This is a genomic window from Tatumella sp. JGM91, from assembly GCF_018257575.1.
Taxonomy (GTDB): Bacteria; Pseudomonadota; Gammaproteobacteria; order Enterobacterales; family Enterobacteriaceae; genus Tatumella; species Tatumella punctata.
On the sequence record NZ_JAERJP010000001.1, the window covers coordinates 202,537 to 221,537 of the forward strand.

The window sequence follows — 19,001 nt, forward strand, 5'->3', positions numbered from 1 at the left end:
AAATGCGGGTATTACTGGCACCGATGGAAGGAGTGCTTGACTCACTGGTCAGGCATTTGCTCTCTGACGTTAACGACTATGATCTCTGTATCACAGAGTTTCTTCGTGTGACAGACCAGCTATTGCCTGCAAAATCTTTTTATCGTCTGTGTCCTGAACTGCACAATGCCAGCCGTACATCATCAGGTACCCGGGTGAGGGTCCAGTTACTGGGTCAGCACCCCGGCTGGCTGGCGGAGAACGCAGCCCGTGCGGTTGAACTGGGCTCTTACGGGGTTGATCTTAATTGTGGTTGTCCGTCGAAGCTGGTGAATGGCAGTGGCGGCGGAGCTACGCTGCTGAAAGATCCTGCTCTGATTTACCAGGCGACTAAAGCGATGCGCGAAGCCGTTCCCCGGCACCTGCCGGTGACAGTTAAAGTCCGGCTTGGCTGGGATTCCGTCACCCGGAGTCACGAAATTGCCGATGCTGTTGCCAGCGCCGGAGCTTCAGAAATAGTGATACATGGCCGGACGAAGGAAGACGGTTACCGCGCGGATGCGATTAACTGGCCGGCTATCGGAGAAATAAGGCAGCGCTTATCCGTACCAGTGATTGCGAACGGAGAAATCTGGGATCATCAGAGTGCTATGGCTTGCTGTGCCGTCACCGGATGTGATGCGGTGATGGTCGGACGGGGGGCGCTGAATGTGCCGAACCTTAGCCGGGTGATTAAATATAATGAACCACCGATGCCCTGGCCACAGGTTGTCCGGCTACTGAATAACTATTGCGGGCTGGAAAAACAAGGTGATACCGGGTTATACCATGTTGCACGTATCAAACAATGGCTGGGATATTTACGCAAAGCGTATCCGCAGGCGACCGGTGTTTTTACGGAAGTCCGTGCTTTGAAAACATCGCCAGAGATTGCTGCTGCTATTGAACGAATAGCTGTTAACACCTTGTAATAAATCGGTGTTGTGTACATTGTCAGCTATGATAATGTGCACTCAATCATTGTCTCCGGGTTTTCTGTTAATCATGTCTGAATCTGCAGTCCTGAGTCGTGCTCAGTTAAATAAACGCATCCTGTCGGTCATTATTTTCACCTTCTTCTGCTATCTGTCTGTTGGTTTGCCGCTGGCAGTACTGCCCGGTTTCGTTCACCACCAACTGGGCTTTAGTTCCTTTATTGCCGGGGTGATCATCAGCCTGCAATATTTCTCGACCCTGATCAGCCGTCCGCAGAGTGGCCGGCTGGCCGATAGCCTGGGACCCAAAAAAGTGGTCATGCTCGGGCTGGTGCTGTGCGGTATGAGTGGTGTGCTGACAATGATTGCCGGATGCCTGAGTTCTTATCCGTTCCTGAGTCTGTCACTACTGGCTGCAGGGCGTGTTTGCCTCGGATTTGGTGAAAGCTTCAGCAGTACCGGTTCGACCTTATGGGGAATGAATCTGGCCGGACCGCTGCATACGGCCAGAGTGATTTCATGGAACGGGGTGGCAACCTATATGGCAATGGCGATTGGTGCACCGCTGGGCGTTTTTCTGAATCAGATGGCGGGGATCAGTGGTTTTGCAGGGCTGGTGGCATTGATGGGCGGGGCGGGATTTTTTCTGGCGTTCAGCAAACCGGCGGTGGTGGTTACCCCGGGGCAGCGGGTTGCATTCTGTCAGGTTTTTCGCCGCGTGTGGGTGTTCGGACTGGCGCTGGCGCTCGGCACTGTTGGTTTCGGTGTTATTGCGACCTTTATTACTCTTTATTTCAGCAGCCGTGGCTGGGCCGGAGCGGCTATGACCCTGACTCTGTACAGCCTTGGTTTTGCCGGGATTCGGCTGGTCCCGGGAAATGTAATTACCCGTTTTGGCGGAATTAAAGTTTCTCTGGTGTCATTTATTGCAGAAGCCGCTGGCCTGTTTCTGTTGTGGCATGCTGACTCCGTGCTGGCGGCAGAGATAGGTGCTTTCCTTACGGGCTGTGGTTTTTCTTTAATTTTCCCTGCGTTGGGGGTAGAGGCCGTAAAACAGGTAGAACAGCAAAGCCAGGGCTCTGCTCTGGGAACCTATTCGGCTTTTCTTGATTTCGGGCTGGGGATCACCGGACCGGTGGCCGGATTACTGATGAACCATGCTGGGGTACGTTCGGTGTATCTGGCGGCGGCATTCGTTGTCATCGGCGGGGGATTAATGATGGTTCGTTTACTGATGCAGCCCGCGACTTCTCAGCAGACCGGATGATGTGTGGGACTGATAGGTAATTTTCGCCCCTCACCGATATAAAAACCGCCCCGGAGGGCGGTTATTGGCAGGAAAATATGGAAATTTATTGCGCCGCAGCCTGTGGCGAGGCGTCCGTCTGAATGATATTGGCACCTTCTGACGACATCGGCGTCATAGGTTGTTCCTGCGGCAGTGCTGACGGGTTTTCGGACACCGGATGAGGCGTGGTATCGATATTATTTTCAACCCCGTTAATTTTTACCGGCATACCACTACGCGCTTTCAGTGCAGCGTTTAATACATTCTGATTTACGCTGGCATCACTCAGAATCTTACTGACCTGAGGAGTAATCGTTAAAGGGACTTCCTGGTTAGAGGTAAACTGCTGTTCAGTGGTGGACAGCGGGTTATGAACCTCGATATAGCGTGAACCATCAGGTTCGATCGCCGCTTTCACTGGCTGGTCAATAAACTGTACGCGGGTACCGACCGGTACATTTTCAAACAACCATTTAATATCATCAGCACGCAGGCGGACACAGCCATGGCTGACACGTAAACCAATACCAAAGTCGGCATTAGTACCATGGATCGCGTACAGACGCCCGATATATAAAGCATAAAGACCCATCGGATTATCGGGACCCGAAGGGAACACATCCGGAATGTTCTGACCATTTGCCAGGTATTCAGCATGCATTGCTTTGGTCGGAGTCCAGGTCGGATTAGGGCGTTTATGCTGGACACTGGTTACCCAGTTCAGCGGAGTATCTTTGCCCAGCTGGCCAATACCGATTGGCAGTACCACTACACTGTGAGTCCCTTTCGGGTAATAGTAGAGTCGCATTTCTGCGCTGTTAATCACGATACCTTCACGGGGTGCGTCCGGCAGCAGAAGCTGCTGAGGGATCACCAGATCAGAACCGCCTTTAGGCAAGTAAACATCCACCCCGGGGTTTGCTTCCAGCATATTACTCAGTCCCATCTGATACTGGGAGGCAAAGGCTTCTAAAGGTAAGCGATTATCCTGCGGGAGGGTTATCTGAATATTTTCACCGATCAGACTGCTGTTGGCCGGTGGTAATGGATAAAGCACAGCGAATGCTGAGTGGCTATATGCCACCAAAGCCAGTGCCAGTGAAGCGAACGCGCGGATGCTATTTTTCATAATTATACAATATGTGAGTGCCTGAATATGGGCTTGTTAATCTTATTGTGCCGGGTCAGACAGCGACCGGTTGCACATTATAGTGGCTAACAGGAAAACCGGATACTGACATGTTGCGCCGGAAAATATTTCCCGGACAGGTACCGGTTATTGCTGATGCCGTCGCTGTTGCAAAAAGCGTATTCCTTTCCAGATGATGTACAACACCACCCCAATGCCTGCAACCCAGAACAGCGGTTTCAGATATTCATCCAGCTTATCAAACCATGGCGTAATCAGTTTACCGGCAAAATAACCGAGGCTGACAAACAACAACGCCCAGATAAACGCACCGATAATATTAAAAATCAGGAACCGCCGCGGCGATAACTGGCTGGAACCGATGATAATGGGTCCGATAATGCGAAAACCATACATAAAGCGTACACCAATCACAAACAGACTCGGATAACGGTGGATCAGCTGGCTGGCGCGGGTTACTTTATCCTGATGATTACTGAACTTTGCCAGTAATCGGCTACCGTAGCGACGCCCCAGCCAGTATAATAACTGATCACCAATAATACCGCCTGCCATGGCTGCCGCCACCACCCCGGCAAAATGTAACAGACCTTTGTTGGCAGCAATGCCGCCAAGTAATACAAATGTCTCACCTTCGGCCATACATCCAATTAACAGGGCAAGATAGCCGTAATGGGAAATCAGTGAGTTAATATCAATATGCAACGTCGGGGATCCTCCTGGTCAATTGCGTTTTAGTTTACACGTCATTCGGCTTTGGTGCGATGCCGTAACTCTGAGAGTTAATCCGCAGAGACCAGTGGTTCTGTCAGACTTTCTTACAAAATCTGCGTTATCCCGGCCGGGAGGGATTTGGGTATTTTCCCGGTGAACAGCGTATGATGCTGCCGCCAGCGGGGTATCATCAGCAGTTGTCCCGCGGCCTGTGTCTGCACAGCAATAAAATACATCCAGGTATCTTTGATAAAATGTCCCTAAAATTTCGCCATTCTTTACTGTTTTTTGCACTTTGTTCCCCTCTGAGCGCCGTGGTACTGCCGGCTTATGCAGAACGAAGTGCTCCGGATGTCCGTACGGTAGTTCAGCCACAAATAGCCTCGGGCAGCGCTTTAGTTGTTGACCTGAATACCAATAACGTCCTGTTTTCCAGTCATCCTGACCGGGTCCGGCCAATCGCGTCCCTGACTAAATTAATGACAGTGATGGTGGTGTTAGATGCGCATCAGTCACTGAATGAAGTCATTAATGTGGATATCAGCCATACGCCGGAGATGCGCGGTGTATTTTCCCGGGTAAAACTTAACAGTGAAATTAGCCGGCGTAATATGATATTGCTGGCTTTAATGTCTTCTGAGAACCGGGCGGCAGCCAGCCTGGCAGCGCATTACCCCGGGGGGTATCAGGCATTTATCCGTGCCATGAACACTAAAGCGCGTTCACTGGGAATGCTGAATACCCGTTACATCGAACCGACCGGATTGTCATTACAAAATGTCTCTACTGCCAGTGACCTGGTGAAGTTACTTAAAGCCACCGAAAAGTATCCGTTAATCGGTGAACTAAGTAAAACCAGGCAGGAAACTGCTATTTTCAGCCATCCGTCCTATGCCCTGCCTTTCCGTAATACCAATCACCTGGTCTACAATGATAAGTGGAATATCCGCCTGACCAAAACCGGATATACGGATCAGGCCGGACATTGCCTAGCGATGAGAACCACCATTAACGGGCGTCCGGTTGCGCTTGTGGTGCTGGATGCCTTTGGTAAGTATACACACTTTGCCGATGCGACCCGTATTCGTAGCTGGCTGGAAACCGGCAAAGCCGCACCGGTACCCGCAGCAGCGCTGGCCTATAAAAAAGAAAAGGGTCTGTAGTAGGCTGCAGCTGCAGATTTCCGGGGAAACCGTTTAGCGGATTTCCCGGGAATTATTTTTAGTGTCATTCTTATAGCCGCCAGATGAATAACACTCTACAACACAGAGACTAACCACAGACTTTGTGACTACCCTGTTCTGATACTCTGGATACAACGTCATCATGCGTATTTTATCGATCACCCTCAGACTGTTTTTATTGCTGTTGAGTTTTCAGGTTTCGTTTGCCGTGCAGGCAGAGGCTGCCGACAGCAATTCCGAGAGTACTGCCGCCCCTGCACCCCGGGTAAATGCCAGTAAAGAACTGGCAAATATGCAGGCGATTCTGGATAAAATTAAGGGGCAGGTATCCGCTAACAGTACCGATGTTACCCTGAGTCAGCTGAATGACATGGCTCAGGAATTATCACAGAATGCCGATACTCTGGGGCAGAGTCTGTTACCCCTGCGACAGAAAACAGTTGCTCAGCTCGCGGTGCTGGGTACAGCACCGGCACCGGACAGCGGTGTCAAAGAAACAGCCGATGTCGCCAATAAACGCCGGATGCTGGAAGCACAGAAAGCAGAGCTGGATGCTCAGATCTCCCAGGCCGACGGTTTAAAAAACGGGGGGATAACACTGTCGGCTCAGATCCTTAATCTGCGCCGTGATCAGCTTAAAACTCAGCTGGCCCTGAATTCAGGCAGTATCTTTTCCGCCGGTTTCTGGCAGCCCCTGTACAACAGTAACCATTTTGATCGTGAGAAAATCGGTGGTTTCGGTGAAGAACTGGTGAGTACGATAGCCATTTCCTGGCAACCGGCATGGCGAGTCGGCACTGTCTGCTGGTTACTGGCGGCTGTTCTGGTGATGGTTGCCGGCCGGCGCTATATGGAAGAGTTTGTGGCATGGGTCAGCATTCATAAACTTCCCGAAGGGCGTTTAAGACGCAGTTTTCTGGCAACAGCCATTGCACTTACCACCTTAGTATCAGTGGTATTATCCTTCAATTTCCTGGCGCTGGCCTTCACCCGTAGTGAAGCGGTTGACAGCGATGTACAGGAGTATGTCGCACGGCTGGTACAGTTAAGTATTACCAGCGGGCTGATTGCCGGGCTGGGCAGAGCGTTTTTATCCACGCGACGGCCTTCCTGGCGGCTGGCGAATATCAGTAACCGGATCGCGCTGGCGATGAAACCTTTTCCGACCATTATCGCTTCACTGGTATTTGTTTTTCAGGCACTGGAGTCTTTTAACTACATTATCGGGACCAGTGTCAATACCACCGTGTTCGGCAACGGTCTGACAGCATTACTGATTGGTGTATTCGCAGTCATTATCGTTATGCGCATCAGTCAAGTACGTCGCCGTGTACATCAGGATGATTCATCTGAACAGGAGCGCTCTGTCGTTTTCAGCCTGATTGAGCTGGCGTTACTTATTACCGGGATGACTATTCTGCTGTCACTGGCTATTGGTTATGTCACCTTTGGCCGCTTCGTCAGTTATGAAGTGGTATGGGTCGGTATCCTGTTCAGTGCATTTTACCTGCTGAGCCGACTGGCAAGTGACAGCTGCGAAGCGATTTTTTCAACCAGTAATGCCTGTGGCAGGCGGGTACAGCGTGCCCTGAATATTGATGAGCGTTACCTGTATCAGATTTCCACGCTGCTGGCGGCATTATTAAAATCCTGCCTGGTACTTATCCTGATCCTCGCTTTATTTAATGGCACTATTACCTCGTCATCTCCGGCAGAAATGCTGCAAAAAGCCATCGGGTTCTGGGGCGGCAAGGGACTGGAAAAACTGAATATTGTGCCGTCGCAGTTAGTGACAGCATTAATCCCGTTACTGGTTGGTATTTATCTTTTACGGACCATAAGACGCTGGCTGGATGAGGAGTTTTTACCCAAAACCGCCATGGATAAAGGGATGCGGGTATCAATTATTACCCTGTTCAGTAATGTGGGTTATGTGCTGGTGATCCTGCTGGCGTTATCGGTGATGGGGGTACAGTGGAATAAACTGGCATGGATTGTCAGTGCTCTGTCAGTCGGGATCGGTTTTGGCTTGCAGGAAATTGTGAAAAACTTTATCTCCGGACTGATTCTGCTGACTGAACGGCCGGTAAAAGTCGGTGATTTAGTGGGTATAGGCGGTTATGAAGGGGATATCCGGCGGATTAATGTCAGGGCTACCGAAATTCAGCTGACGGATAAATCGACGGTGATTGTCCCTAACTCTCAGTTGATCTCCCAGAACGTCCGTAACGCAACTATGGGCAATGCTCAGGGGGTGGTTACCATACCTGTGACATTTCCGCTGGATATTGATCCGGTACAGGTAAAAGAAATTTTACTGGGTGTTTACCGTGACAATGAACGTATTCTGGAAACTCCGGCCCCTTCGGTGAGTTTTAAAGATCTTTCAGCGCAAGGGATTTTGCTCAGTGTCACCGGTAATGTTGCCACACAGCGGCAGATTTCTTCGGTTAAGAGCGAATTACTGTTTGAAATTCTGGTACGACTCCGGGATCAGGGGGTGGCGTTATCTTCACCCCAGACCATGGTGATTGAACAGAAGCCCGCGATACCGGCAGAAAATACCGCTGCGGCCCGGCAACACTAATCCTTACCCCGGCCGGGCACGGGGCCCGGGCGGTAATGTGCATGCTATGCTTTTCTGACATAACCCGCGGCCTGTGCCGCGGGTTGTACCGGTCTTTATCTCCTTGCCTCTGAGAATATGCTGATGAAATGGATATACCCGTTACTGGCAATAACGATTGCTGTGCCTGCTGCCTTCGGGGCAGAGCCGCAAGCCCCGGCGTTTGGTGGTGAACAGGCCCGGGATGCCTATGTCACACAGTTACTGGATAAAATGACCCTGGATGAAAAAATTGGTCAGTTGCGTTTAATCAGTGTCGGTCCGGATAATCCCAAACCGGCCATCCGTGAAATGATCCGTCACGGACAGGTCGGGGCTATTTTTAATACGGTGACCCGTCAGGATATCCGGGCAATGCAGGACCAGGTGATGCAGTTGAGCCGGCTGAAAATTCCGTTATTTTTTGCCTATGATGTAGTACATGGCCAGCGGACAATTTTCCCGATTCCGTTAGGCCTGGCAGCCAGCTGGGATATTGATGCGGTGAAAACCGTCGGCCGTATTTCGGCATATGAAGCGGCTGATGATGGCCTGAATATGACCTGGGCACCGATGGTGGATGTCAGCCATGAACCACGCTGGGGACGTATGTCAGAGGGGTTTGGAGAAGATACATTGCTGAGCGCCATGATGGGGCGTGCAATGGTAGAATCGATGCAGGGGAAAAGTCCTGCTGACCGATACTCCCTGATGACCAGCGTAAAACATTTTGCACTCTATGGCGCAGTGGAAGGGGGGCGGGAATACAACTCAGTGGATATGAGCCCGCAACGTATGTTCGGCGAGTATATGCCACCCTATAAAGCGGCCTTAGATGCAGGCAGTGGCGGGGTGATGGTTGCCCTTAATTCGATCAATGGTGTACCTGCGACCGCCAATGCATGGTTACTGAAAGATATTTTACGTGACCAATGGAAATTTAAAGGGATTACTATCAGTGACCATGGTGCGATAAAAGAGCTCATTAAACATGGGGTGGCTGCCGATCCCCGTGATGCGGTGCGTATTGCCCTGAAATCCGGCATTGATATGAGTATGAGTGACCAGTATTACAGCCAGTATTTGCCCGAACTGGTGAAAAGCGGTGCGGTGACGATGGACGAAATTAATGATGCCACCCGTCATGTACTGAATGTGAAATACGCGATGGGACTGTTCCGTGATCCCTACAGCCACCTGGGGCCTGCCGGCAGTGACCCGGCGGATACCAATGCTGAAAACCGTTTACACCGCCGGCAGGCGCGGGAAGTGGCTGATAAAACCATGGTACTGCTGAAAAACCGGCTCGATGTTTTGCCCCTGAAAAAACAGGAGACCATTGCACTGGTAGGGCCGCTGGCTGACAGTCAGCGCGATATTATGGGCAGCTGGTCTGCCGCCGGGGTTGCCGGACAGTCGGTGACCCTGTTACAGGGAATGCGTAATGCGTTACAGGGACAGGGGACACTGCTGTATGCCAAAGGCGCAAACATTACCGATAATCCGTTAGTACAAAAGTTTCTGAACAGTTATCAACCGTCGGTAACGGTAGACAGGCAATCGCCGCAACAACTGCGTGATCAGGCCGTGGCTATTGCCCGTAAAGCGGATGTGATTGTTGCCGCAGTTGGTGAATCACAGGGAATGGCCCATGAGGCTTCCAGCCGCAGCGATATCCGTATTCCTGAAGCCCAGCGCCGTTTACTTGATGCTCTGAAAGCCACCGGCAAACCTCTGGTGATAGTACTGATGAACGGACGTCCGCTGGATATCAGCCAGCAGGCTGAGCAGGCCGATGCTATCCTGGAAACCTGGTTCAGTGGCACCGAAGGCGGGAATGCGATTGCCGATATTCTGTTTGGCGACAAAAATCCGTCCGGTAAACTCCCGGTCACTTTCCCGCGTTCGGTCGGACAACTTCCTTTATATTATAATCATCTGCCCACCGGACGGCCTTATGACTACCTGCATCCGGATAAATATACTTCCCATTATTATGATGCGATAAACGGGCCTTTATATCCGTTCGGCTACGGACTCAGTTATACCCGGTTTACGCTGTCGCCGGTGACGTTATCTGCCAGCCACTTTTCGCAGGGTGGTGAACTACAGGCCAGTGTGACAGTCACCAACACCGGTAAACGGCAAGGGGCGACAGTGGTGCAGATGTATCTGAATGATCCTGTTGCCAGTATCAGCCGTCCGGTGGAAGAGCTGAAAGGGTTCCGGAGAATCGATCTTAACGCCGGAGAATCACAGAAGGTTACCTTCAGGGTGAATGAAGATGATTTGAAATTCCTGGACCCGCAGATGAAATATGTGGCAGAACCGGGAGTGTTTAACCTGATGATCGGTCTGGACTCGGTCCGGACACAGAAAACACAATTTACTTATCAATAATCCGGAAAATCAGGCAGCGCCGGTACACCGACCGCCGGCGCTGCCCGGTAAATGATTAATATGTTACGTAACAGAATTGCCCGCCAGGTCTACCGGCTGAACGGTCTGTCCCTGAATGAATTTGATTTAAACCAGCCGCCCGGAGATGCCGGGTTATTTGGCCCCGACAGTATGGTGTGGGCGGTACATGGTGACTTTGCATCGATGCTCTGTGGCGGTATCGCCGCCTTGCTGTTACAAATGCAGCATCCCGCAGCCCTGGCAGGTGTCTGGGATCACTCAGATTTTCGTCAGGATATGTTCGGCCGTTTACGGAGAACCAGCCAGTTTATTGCTGTTACCAGTTTTGGTAACATGCAGGATGCCCGTTTTTTAATCGAAAAAGTGAAGAATATCCACCTGCGGGTAAAAGGAAGAACACCGGACGGCCTGGTTTATCAGGCCAGTGATCCGGCGTTACTGACCTGGGTACATGTTGCCGAAATGTCCAGTTTTCTGGCGGCCCATTTACGTTATAAAAATCCGCGCCTCAGCCTGGCAGATCAGAACCGTTATTATGCTGAAGCCGCTTTAACCGGCACCGCACTCGGGGCGACTGATATTCCCGTCTCCGTGAATCAGGTTGAAGAATATCTGCAGGCTATGCGTCCGCAGCTGCGTATTGATCAACGGACCCTGGAAGTGAGTAGACTCTTATTTTCAGCCCCGCCGCCATCAGCCGCCGCCAGGCCGGTAATGAGTATTATGCTGCGCGCCGGTGGTGATTTACTGCCTTCATGGACCGGTGTGCCGGGACGTCCGCCACGCTCAGGCTTGCAACGGACAATGACACGTTACAGTATGGAGACTATTGCACGGCTATTGCGCTGGTCCATACAGCAGGGGGCATGGCACCGGGCGATGCAACGGGTGGGCAGACTGCCCTGAGGCAAACAATTTCCCAGCAGTCGCGGGCGGTGTATCATTCCGGCAAGTCTATAAAGGAATTTTATGTCAGTGATCGAAGTTATTCTTGTTGATAAAGATGATAAACCGACCGGAACGATGGAAAAACTGGAAGTGCATGAAAAAGGCTTATTGCACAGGGCAGTGACCGTCTATCTGTTTACGCCTGAGGGCGATCTGTTGTTACAACGCCGTGCCGCACATAAATACCATTGTGGCGGGCTGTGGAGTAACACCTGCTGCGGGCACCCGTTTCCCGGAGAAACGACGCAGCATGCGGCAGAACGCCGTTTACAGGAAGAGATGGGGATCAGGATGGCGCTGACGCCGGTTTTTGAAACCTGTTATAACCTTCTGCTGGAGAACGGACTTACTGAGCATGAATACGGGCATATATTTTTCGGAGTCACCCGGCAGTTACCACAGTTAAATCTTCAGGAAGCCGATGCCTGGCGTTACGTCAGCCCCGGCAGGTTGCAGCAGGAGATGGCCGCCAGTGCTGAACGCTTCACGCCCTGGTTCAGGCACACTCTGCAGCAGGTTCTCGAAACAAGGGCAACACAGTAGTCTGCCCGGCACTACCGGCTAATATCCTGATACCGCTGCGATATTCTCCGGTAATGTCTGCCTGTCAGGCACCGATAATAATGCTATACCCGACCAGCATTAGGCCCCCCACGCCGCCGAGGGCAAGCAGGAAAAAAAGGAAAGTAATACCGATTTTTTGCCAGTTCATTTATATACCGCTCCTTAATTCAGATGGCCGATAATACCTGTTAACTGTTCAGTGATAAACGTTATCCTTATCGGGAACCGGTCCCGCCGGTATTTATCCGGCGGGTATTTCCCGCTATCACAGGATTTTCTCTGTCCGTCATCCGTTTTTTATCGCAATTTTTCTTTCAGGGCTGCCGTCAGCCAGCATACTGTGTAAAAATACAGGCTGATTCTTCCAGCAGACGGTCGTTATGGTTCTGACACCCGCAATAAAATTACAAATTGGTGAATGGTATAAGCAACTGCAGGCGCAGGTGGAGGACTTTGTCCCGCGTCCGCCTCAGCGGCAGATGATTGCCGAGGTCGCCAAAACCTTGTCGGGTGAGGCCGGACGTCATCTGGCGATTGAAGCCCCGACCGGGGTGGGGAAAACGTTGTCGTATCTGATCCCCGGTATTGCCATCGCCCGTTCGTCAGAAAAGAAACTGGTGATCAGTACCGCGAATGTGGCACTGCAGGATCAGATTTTTGATAAAGATTTACCATTACTCAAAAAATTCATTCCTGACCTGGCGTTTACCGCGGCTTTCGGTCGCCGTCGTTATGTGTGTCCGCGTAATCTTTATTTTATAAGTGACCAGCAGGATACTCAGGGAGATCTGCTGTACTGGCTGGATGAATCCGCCGGTCAGATAGCAAAAGTCTCAGGAGAACAGCAACAGCGGGAAGAGAAAATAGCGTCCGGGCTGGAGAAGTCCCTGGCCAGTGGCGCATGGGATGGATTGCGTGATCATTGCAGTGAGCAAATTGATGATCAGCTGTGGCAGAAAATTTCGACGGATAAAACCAGTTGTCTTGCGCACCACTGTCAGTGGTACCGGGAATGTCCGTTTTTTCTTGCCCGCCGGGAAATCGAACATTCAGAAGTCATTGTGGCTAATCATGCACTGGTGATGGCTGCACTCGAGACTGACACGGTGTTGCCCCCGGCCAAAGAGATGCTGCTGGTGATTGATGAAGGACATCATTTGCCGGATGTTGCGCGGGATGCCCTGGAGATGAGCAGTGATATCTCCCCGGCCGGTACCGGCCTGCAACTGGATTTGTTTACTAAACTGATAGAAACGCTCCGCAGCTGGTTTACCTTTAAGTCGCCGCCGCCGCTGGCTAATCCGCAACGGCTGGGTGAGCATTGTGCCACGGTGCAGCAACTGATCGTGGAACTGGTGGCGGGTATATCGCCACTGCTGCCGGAACAGGGCCAGACAGCCTGTGAATACCGTTTTGTGATGGGAAAGTTACCGGCAGACACCGAACAATGCTGCCAGCGATTGTTTAAACTGTGTGACGCATTACGCGGGCTGTGTGAGGGTCTGATCACTCTGCTGGGAGAAATGACCGGAAAAGAGAATATGGTACGTATTCATCGCGGGCTGTTACAGCTTAACCGCTTTCTCGGCTGGTTCGAATCGCTGAGTAAGCTATGGTGGCTGGCGGGTATGCAACAGCTCTCGGGCGCACCGGTCTCCAAATGGCTGACCACTGACTGGCAGGAAGGTAAGCGTCATTTATGGTTTCATTGTGCAGGGATCCGGGTCAGCGATCAGCTGGAAAAATTGTTATGGCGGAAAGTCCCCCACGTGATCCTGACATCCGCAACGTTACGTTCCCTGAACAGCTTCCGGCGTCTCAGTGAGATGTCCGGGCTGAATAACGCAGCAGAGGACCGTTTTGTCGCACTGGACTCACCTTTTGACCATGTGCGGCAGGGGAAACTGGTGATCCCTGAAATGCAATATGAACCGCAGCTTGCACAGGAGGCGTTGCATATTGCTGAGATGGCCCGTTATTTTCGTCAGCAGGTAACCGAAAAAAAACATACGGGGAGCCTGGTTTTATTTTCCAGTGGCCGGGCGTTGCAGCTTTTTCTGGCTGAAGTGGCCGATTTACGTCTGATGCTATTGGTACAGGGCGATCAGCCGCGCTCAAGGTTAATTGCGATCCATCGTCAGCGGGTAAAAGCAGGACAGCAGAGTGTGCTGGTGGGGCTGCAATCATTTTCTGAGGGGCTGGATCTGAAAGGCGAACTATTAACTCAGGTGCATATTCACAAAATCTCATTTCCGCCTGTCGACAGTCCGGTCATAGTCACCGAAGGTGAATGGCTGAAAAGCCAGAAACGTTATCCGTTTGAAATTCAGAGTCTGCCCAGTGCATCCTTTACCCTTATTCAGCAGGTAGGAAGACTAATACGCAGCCATCAGTGTTCAGGCGAAGTCATTATTTATGATCGCCGGCTGCTAAGTAAAGCGTATGGCAGTCGTTTACTCTCAGCGTTACCGGTATTTGCTATCGAACAGCCGGTGATTCCGCCGCCGGATAACAGTAAAAAAGCCACCGCCAGCACCGGTAAGAAAACCGTAAAGCGCCGGACCCGGCGTTAATACACTGGCTGACTATTAATGACAGGGCCGACGGCCTGCAGACAGGAAATCAGCATGGATATTATCCGGATAGTAAAAGAGATCGGGCGCGGAAAAAATCATGCGCGCGATCTGGACCAGCAGACAGCTTATCAGTTGTACCAGGCGATGCTTGATGACCAGCTTGATCCGCTGACACTGGGCGCGGTATTAATCGCGCTACGTATTAAAGGGGAAAGTGACACTGAAATGCTGGGCTTTTATCGTGCACTCCAGCAGAAACTACCACAGTTGCAGGTTCCCGCGGGTCTGCCGTTACCGGTGGTAATCCCCAGCTATAATGGTGCTCGTCGCCAGGGAAACCTGACACCACTGCTGGCATTATTACTGCAGAAAATCGGTTTCCCGGTATTTGTTCATGGGATTGATCATGATCCTACCCGCATCACCAGTGAAGCCGTTTTTGCCGCACTGGGTATTTTCCCGGTGAGTATTGCGCAGGCACAACAACAGCTTAATCAGGGGCATCTGGCGTTTATTACCATCGACCAATGGTGTCCGGCGTTAGCCAGGCAACTGGCCCTGCGCTGGCAGCTGGGTTTACGTAACAGTGCCCATTCCCTGGCGAAACTGGCCAGTCCGTTTGCCGATGATGCTGCACTACGCTTATCTGCAGTATCTCACCCGGAATATGTTCCTAAAGTCGCGACCTTTTTCCGCCAGACCGGCGCGCCTGCATTATTATTAAATGGCTGTGAAGGGGAGGTCTACGCCAATCCGCAGCGCGGGCCGGCCATTTATCAGGTCACCGGCGGGGACGGTGAGCCACTGCTACTGACTGAACGGCAGCCTGAAGCGGCCGCCAGGCTGCCTGATTCAAAATCTGCAGCGGATACAGCCCGCTGGACGCAGGACGTGCTGGAACAGTCGATTCCGGTGCCTCAGCCGTTACGGCTGCAGGTTGCCTGTTGTCTGGTTGCCAGCGGCCGTTGTGCAACGGTCGATCAGGGACTGAGACAATTGCAGGCGTTGGGATACTGAATATTCCCTGACTGTTTATATTAATCAGAGATTGCGGCTTTATTTTTTATGCCAGGGTGGGTAAGTTACACGCTGGTTTTTCCTGTGACTATTTATGAAAAAAACAATACTCAAACAATCATTGCATCCGCGGAATCGCTATCAGGGTAGTTATGACCTTGAACGCCTGTCTGCCATCAACCCGCATCTGAGTGACTGGTTAATCACCACACCTGACGGCCGGCGGTCAGTTAATTTTTCCGAGCCAAAAGCGGTCAGAGCATTAAATCAGGCCTTGCTGAAACAGTATTATGATCTGAACTGGCAATTATCTGACGGATTTCTTTGCCCGCCAGTCCCCGGACGGGCCGATTATCTGCATTATATTGCTGACTTATTGTCTGAGGATATACAGGGTCCGGTGCAGGGGGCCGCTGATGTTCTGGACATTGGCTGTGGTGCCAATTGTATTTATCCGTTAATTGGTTATGCGGAATATGGCTGGCGTTTTACCGGTACGGATATTCATCCGGCTTCCGTCACTGCAGCCAATGCGATTGTGGCCGCAAACCCCGGATTACAGCAGGCAATACGTATCAGGTTACAGAAAAATCCGGCGGCGATATTTAACGGTATTTTGCGTAAAACTGATTTTTACCATCTGACCATTTGTAATCCGCCGTTCCACAGTTCAGCAGAAGATGCGCAGCAGGGCAGCGCGCGAAAAATCCGTAACCTGGGTATCGACAAACGCAGCCCGCTCAACTTTGCCGGACAGCATAATGAATTATGGTGCTCGGGGGGGGAACGCGGTTTTATTACCCGGATGATCCATGAAAGTGTGATATTTGCCGGGCAGGCTGGCTGGTTCACTAGCCTGGTATCGAAGAAAGAGAATCTGTTGCCACTGACCAGTTTACTGCGGAGTTGTGGTGCTGCACAGATCAGAATCCTGGAAATGGGACAGGGGCAGAAACAAAGCCGGATACTGGCGTGGAGTTTTCATCAGGAAGATCAGCGACGTAAATTATTACGCCGCCGTTAGCCGAAGACGCAGATATCTCCGCCGTAAGCAGGGATATCTGCCGGTTATCACCGGTGGCCGGATTATTCAATATTCGCTTCAATAAACCACAGGAATTTATCCAGATCCCGCGACGCGGCGGTGAAGATATCTGCACTGTCTTCATCCGGAACTTCATCGATGGCTTTACGAACATCGTTAGCGACCAGCCCGTAACGTTCCGCCAGCGCGACCAGGTGTTCCTGCACTGTATGAATATTCAACGGATAGGCTTTCAGCGGAGATGCATCGTTAACCACCTGAGTGGTTCCTAATGCCACACCGCCCAGCTGAACGATACGTTCGGCAACCGTATCCTGATGGTCAGTAATTGCCGTCCGGAAGCCATCCAGCATTTCGTGGACTGCGATAAAGTTGGCGCCACGCATATTCCAGTGGGCCTGTTTGGTGATTAGCGAGAGATCAATTAACTCAACGACCACGCGGCTCAGAACTTTAATGGCAGCCTTTTTATCTTTTTCGGCTACATCATTGCGGGTATAGATCAGATCAGAAGCCTTAGTTTTTACCAGTTTTGCGGTACTCATTTAGTGATTTCCTCTGTCAGTTGATCTTGTATTACAGATCTCTTTAACACGGAAATAAGTATAGCAACGGTGTCATATTTTGCACGGCAGATACACCAATCGGTGTGATTGAGATTACCAATCCCCTGATATCTCAGGGGGTGGCGAGGGGATAATGCAGCAAGGAAACAGGCTCAGGAGGATTTAACTTTAATACGGCGGATCTTATTTTTTGGCGGTTGCATTGTCAGGGTGGAGCCTGCTGAAGCAACAATAATGGCTGTTAATCCCAGCCACTGAGGCAGGGTCAGCATTTCACTAAGGAATATCATTCCTGATATTGCCGCGACTACGGGTTCCATACTCATCAGGGTACCGAATAAACGCGCGGGCAGGCGCGTCAGGGCCATCATTTCCAGAGAGTAGGGGATGGCATTTGATAATAATGCCACCAGCAGGGCCAGCGGGATGATTTCCCAATGCCAGATACCACTGTCAGCAAATGTTACGCCAATCGGTACATATACTACTGAGGCGATCAGAGAACCGACAGCCACGGTTGCCGGGCCATGCTCTGCACCGGCTTTTCTGCCAAATATAATATAGATTGCCCAGCAGGCACCTGCACAGAGGGCGAGTACTGCGCCAAGAGGATCGATATCTGACAGGCTGTCTCCCAGAGGCATCAGTAGCCCCAGGCCGGTAACTGTGACAATAATCCAGATAAAGTCAGGGATACGGCGTGAGTTTGCCAGTGCCAGAGTCAGAGGCCCTAAGAATTCCAGGGCGACACCAATGCCAAGCGGGATGGTTCGCAGGGCAAGATAGAACAGCATATTCATTCCCCCCAGCGCCAGCCCGTAGAAAATAAGCGGTCTGCGTTGTTCTTTTGTAAAGGTCAAACGCCAGGGTTTGAAAATACACCATAACATGAGGGTGGACAGGCCAAGTCGTAAAGCGGCAACTCCGGTGGCACCGGCCATAGGAAACAGGTGCTTAGCCAGTGAGGCCGCACCCTGTAACGAGATCATGGCAACCAGTAACAGCATCACAGGAAACCACAGGCTGGCGTTTTTTTTATCGGCAATGAACATTTCGTGCTATTCCGGCATCAGAAAGATTAATTTGTGGCGGAGTTTAGCTGATTGTATAAATTAACTCATCAGGCGGGTAAAATTAATACGATCGATGGTTGTTTTTTAAGCGGTGAATCTTTTTAAATGTAAAGAAATGTCCTGTTATTTTAAGAATATCCTTAAAGATTTGTCCTGAGCACAAAAAAATTACGCAGAGATTACAGGAGTAATCTAAAATAAAATCAGTGCATTACAGTTGACTGGTAACTTTCTGTTACACCAAACAATCTGTTAGACAATAAAATATCGGCAGAGTTTCTTGCTGGTTTTTGTTATATTTTCCCCGTTGTCAGGAAAAAGTCGTTTCACATTTGAGGTGATTATGAAAAAAATTGCATGTCTTTCAGCATTAGCTTGCGTACTGGCAGTATCTGCCGGTTCTGCAATGGCACAGAGCACCGTTAGCGCAGGTTACGCACAGAGTGACTACCAGGGCGTACTGAACAAAGCTAATGGTTTCAACCTGAAATATCGCTACGAAGATGGTTCTAACCCGCTGGGTTGGATCGGATCTTTCACCTACACTGAAAAAGACCGTACTATTGATGGTTATTACCAGAAAGGTCAGTACTACGGCTTCACTGGTGGTCCTGCTTACCGTCTGAACGACTGGGTCAGCATCTACGGTGTTGTCGGTATCGGTTTCGGTAAATACCAGCTGAACGACCAGACTGCTTACAACAAGAAAGATAGCAGCGATGTTGGTTTCTCTTATGGTGCAGGCCTGCAGTTTAACCCAATCGAAAACGTTGCAGTTGACGTTGGTTACGAGCAGAGCCGTATCCGCAGCGTCGACGTTGGTACCTGGATCACTGGTATCGGCTACAGCTTCTAAGTTTACTTAGACTGTCCTGTAGAAAAAACGGCCCCCGCGGC

16 protein-coding genes are annotated in these 19,001 nt (G+C 50.9%); 11 read left to right on the forward strand and 5 right to left on the reverse strand.

What is annotated here, in order from left to right; genetic code table 11:
* The first annotated feature begins 2 nt into the window (after positions 1-2).
* Both dusC and JK198_RS01050 read left to right on the forward strand, forming a co-directional pair.
* On the forward strand, positions 3-950 hold the full coding sequence (dusC, locus tag JK198_RS01045) for a tRNA dihydrouridine(16) synthase DusC (RefSeq protein ID WP_212706800.1): 948 nt from the start codon (positions 3-5) through the stop codon (positions 948-950).
* Between the two features lie 73 nt (positions 951-1,023).
* The gene (locus tag JK198_RS01050) at positions 1,024-2,220 is read left to right on the forward strand and encodes an MFS transporter (protein WP_212709904.1); all 1,197 of its coding nucleotides are present in this window, start codon (positions 1,024-1,026) and stop codon (positions 2,218-2,220) included.
* 85 nt (positions 2,221-2,305) lie between these two features.
* Here the strand turns inward: JK198_RS01050 and JK198_RS01055 are convergent, their stop codons facing one another.
* Together JK198_RS01055 and JK198_RS01060 are read right to left on the reverse strand one after the other, a co-directional pair.
* Positions 2,306-3,370: a L,D-transpeptidase family protein gene (locus JK198_RS01055; RefSeq protein ID WP_212706750.1), complete on the reverse strand. Its 1,065-nt coding sequence runs from the start codon at positions 3,368-3,370 to the stop codon at positions 2,306-2,308.
* Between the two features lie 147 nt (positions 3,371-3,517).
* Complete coding sequence (locus JK198_RS01060; RefSeq protein WP_212706749.1) at positions 3,518-4,096, reverse strand: DedA family protein; 579 nt, start codon at positions 4,094-4,096, stop codon at positions 3,518-3,520.
* 263 nt (positions 4,097-4,359) lie between these two features.
* On the opposite strand from JK198_RS01060, the gene pbpG reads away from it, so the two are divergent.
* From pbpG to idi, 5 genes are all read left to right on the forward strand, one after another.
* Positions 4,360-5,268: a D-alanyl-D-alanine endopeptidase gene (gene pbpG, locus JK198_RS01065; RefSeq protein WP_212706748.1), complete on the forward strand. Its 909-nt coding sequence runs from the start codon at positions 4,360-4,362 to the stop codon at positions 5,266-5,268.
* A gap of 163 nt (positions 5,269-5,431) precedes the next feature.
* Positions 5,432-7,876 (forward strand): DUF3772 domain-containing protein, encoded by a 2,445-nt coding sequence (locus JK198_RS01070; RefSeq protein WP_212706747.1) that lies wholly within the window; start codon positions 5,432-5,434, stop codon positions 7,874-7,876.
* Positions 7,877-7,999: 123 nt separating this feature from the next.
* Positions 8,000-10,294 carry a beta-glucosidase BglX gene (gene bglX, locus JK198_RS01075; RefSeq protein ID WP_212709905.1) on the forward strand — a complete coding sequence of 765 codons (2,295 nt, stop codon included), beginning with the start codon at positions 8,000-8,002 and terminating at the stop codon, positions 10,292-10,294.
* Between the two features lie 51 nt (positions 10,295-10,345).
* Positions 10,346-11,221: an oxygenase MpaB family protein gene (locus tag JK198_RS01080; RefSeq protein WP_212709906.1), complete on the forward strand. Its 876-nt coding sequence runs from the start codon at positions 10,346-10,348 to the stop codon at positions 11,219-11,221.
* A 63-nt stretch (positions 11,222-11,284) separates the two neighbouring features.
* Complete coding sequence (gene idi, locus JK198_RS01085) at positions 11,285-11,806, forward strand: isopentenyl-diphosphate Delta-isomerase (protein WP_212706744.1); 522 nt, start codon at positions 11,285-11,287, stop codon at positions 11,804-11,806.
* Between the two features lie 64 nt (positions 11,807-11,870).
* On the opposite strand, the gene JK198_RS16740 is transcribed toward idi, so the two are convergent.
* Complete coding sequence (locus tag JK198_RS16740; protein ID WP_249212911.1) at positions 11,871-11,975, reverse strand: hypothetical protein; 105 nt, start codon at positions 11,973-11,975, stop codon at positions 11,871-11,873.
* Between the two features lie 232 nt (positions 11,976-12,207).
* Here JK198_RS16740 and dinG point away from each other — a divergent pair, with 232 nt between their 5' ends.
* The 3 genes from dinG (at position 12,208) to rlmF (ending at position 16,444) form a co-directional block, all read left to right on the forward strand.
* Positions 12,208-14,400: an ATP-dependent DNA helicase DinG gene (gene dinG, locus JK198_RS01090; protein ID WP_212709907.1), complete on the forward strand. Its 2,193-nt coding sequence runs from the start codon at positions 12,208-12,210 to the stop codon at positions 14,398-14,400.
* Between the two features lie 54 nt (positions 14,401-14,454).
* Positions 14,455-15,420 (forward strand): DNA-binding protein YbiB, encoded by a 966-nt coding sequence (gene ybiB / locus JK198_RS01095; RefSeq protein WP_212709908.1) that lies wholly within the window; start codon positions 14,455-14,457, stop codon positions 15,418-15,420.
* 94 nt (positions 15,421-15,514) lie between these two features.
* Positions 15,515-16,444, forward strand: a complete 930-nt coding sequence (gene rlmF / locus JK198_RS01100; protein WP_212709909.1) for a 23S rRNA (adenine(1618)-N(6))-methyltransferase RlmF — start codon at positions 15,515-15,517, stop codon at positions 16,442-16,444.
* Positions 16,445-16,506: 62 nt separating this feature from the next.
* Here the strand turns inward: rlmF and dps are convergent, their stop codons facing one another.
* Positions 16,507-17,010, reverse strand: a complete 504-nt coding sequence (gene dps, locus JK198_RS01105) for a DNA starvation/stationary phase protection protein Dps (protein ID WP_212706740.1) — start codon at positions 17,008-17,010, stop codon at positions 16,507-16,509.
* Between the two features lie 173 nt (positions 17,011-17,183).
* On the reverse strand, positions 17,184-18,083 hold the full coding sequence (gene rhtA / locus JK198_RS01110) for a threonine/homoserine exporter RhtA (protein WP_212706739.1): 900 nt from the start codon (positions 18,081-18,083) through the stop codon (positions 17,184-17,186).
* Between the two features lie 364 nt (positions 18,084-18,447).
* On the opposite strand from rhtA, the gene ompX reads away from it, so the two are divergent.
* Positions 18,448-18,960 (forward strand): outer membrane protein OmpX, encoded by a 513-nt coding sequence (gene ompX, locus JK198_RS01115; protein WP_212706738.1) that lies wholly within the window; start codon positions 18,448-18,450, stop codon positions 18,958-18,960.
* The last annotated feature ends 41 nt before the right edge of the window (positions 18,961-19,001 follow it).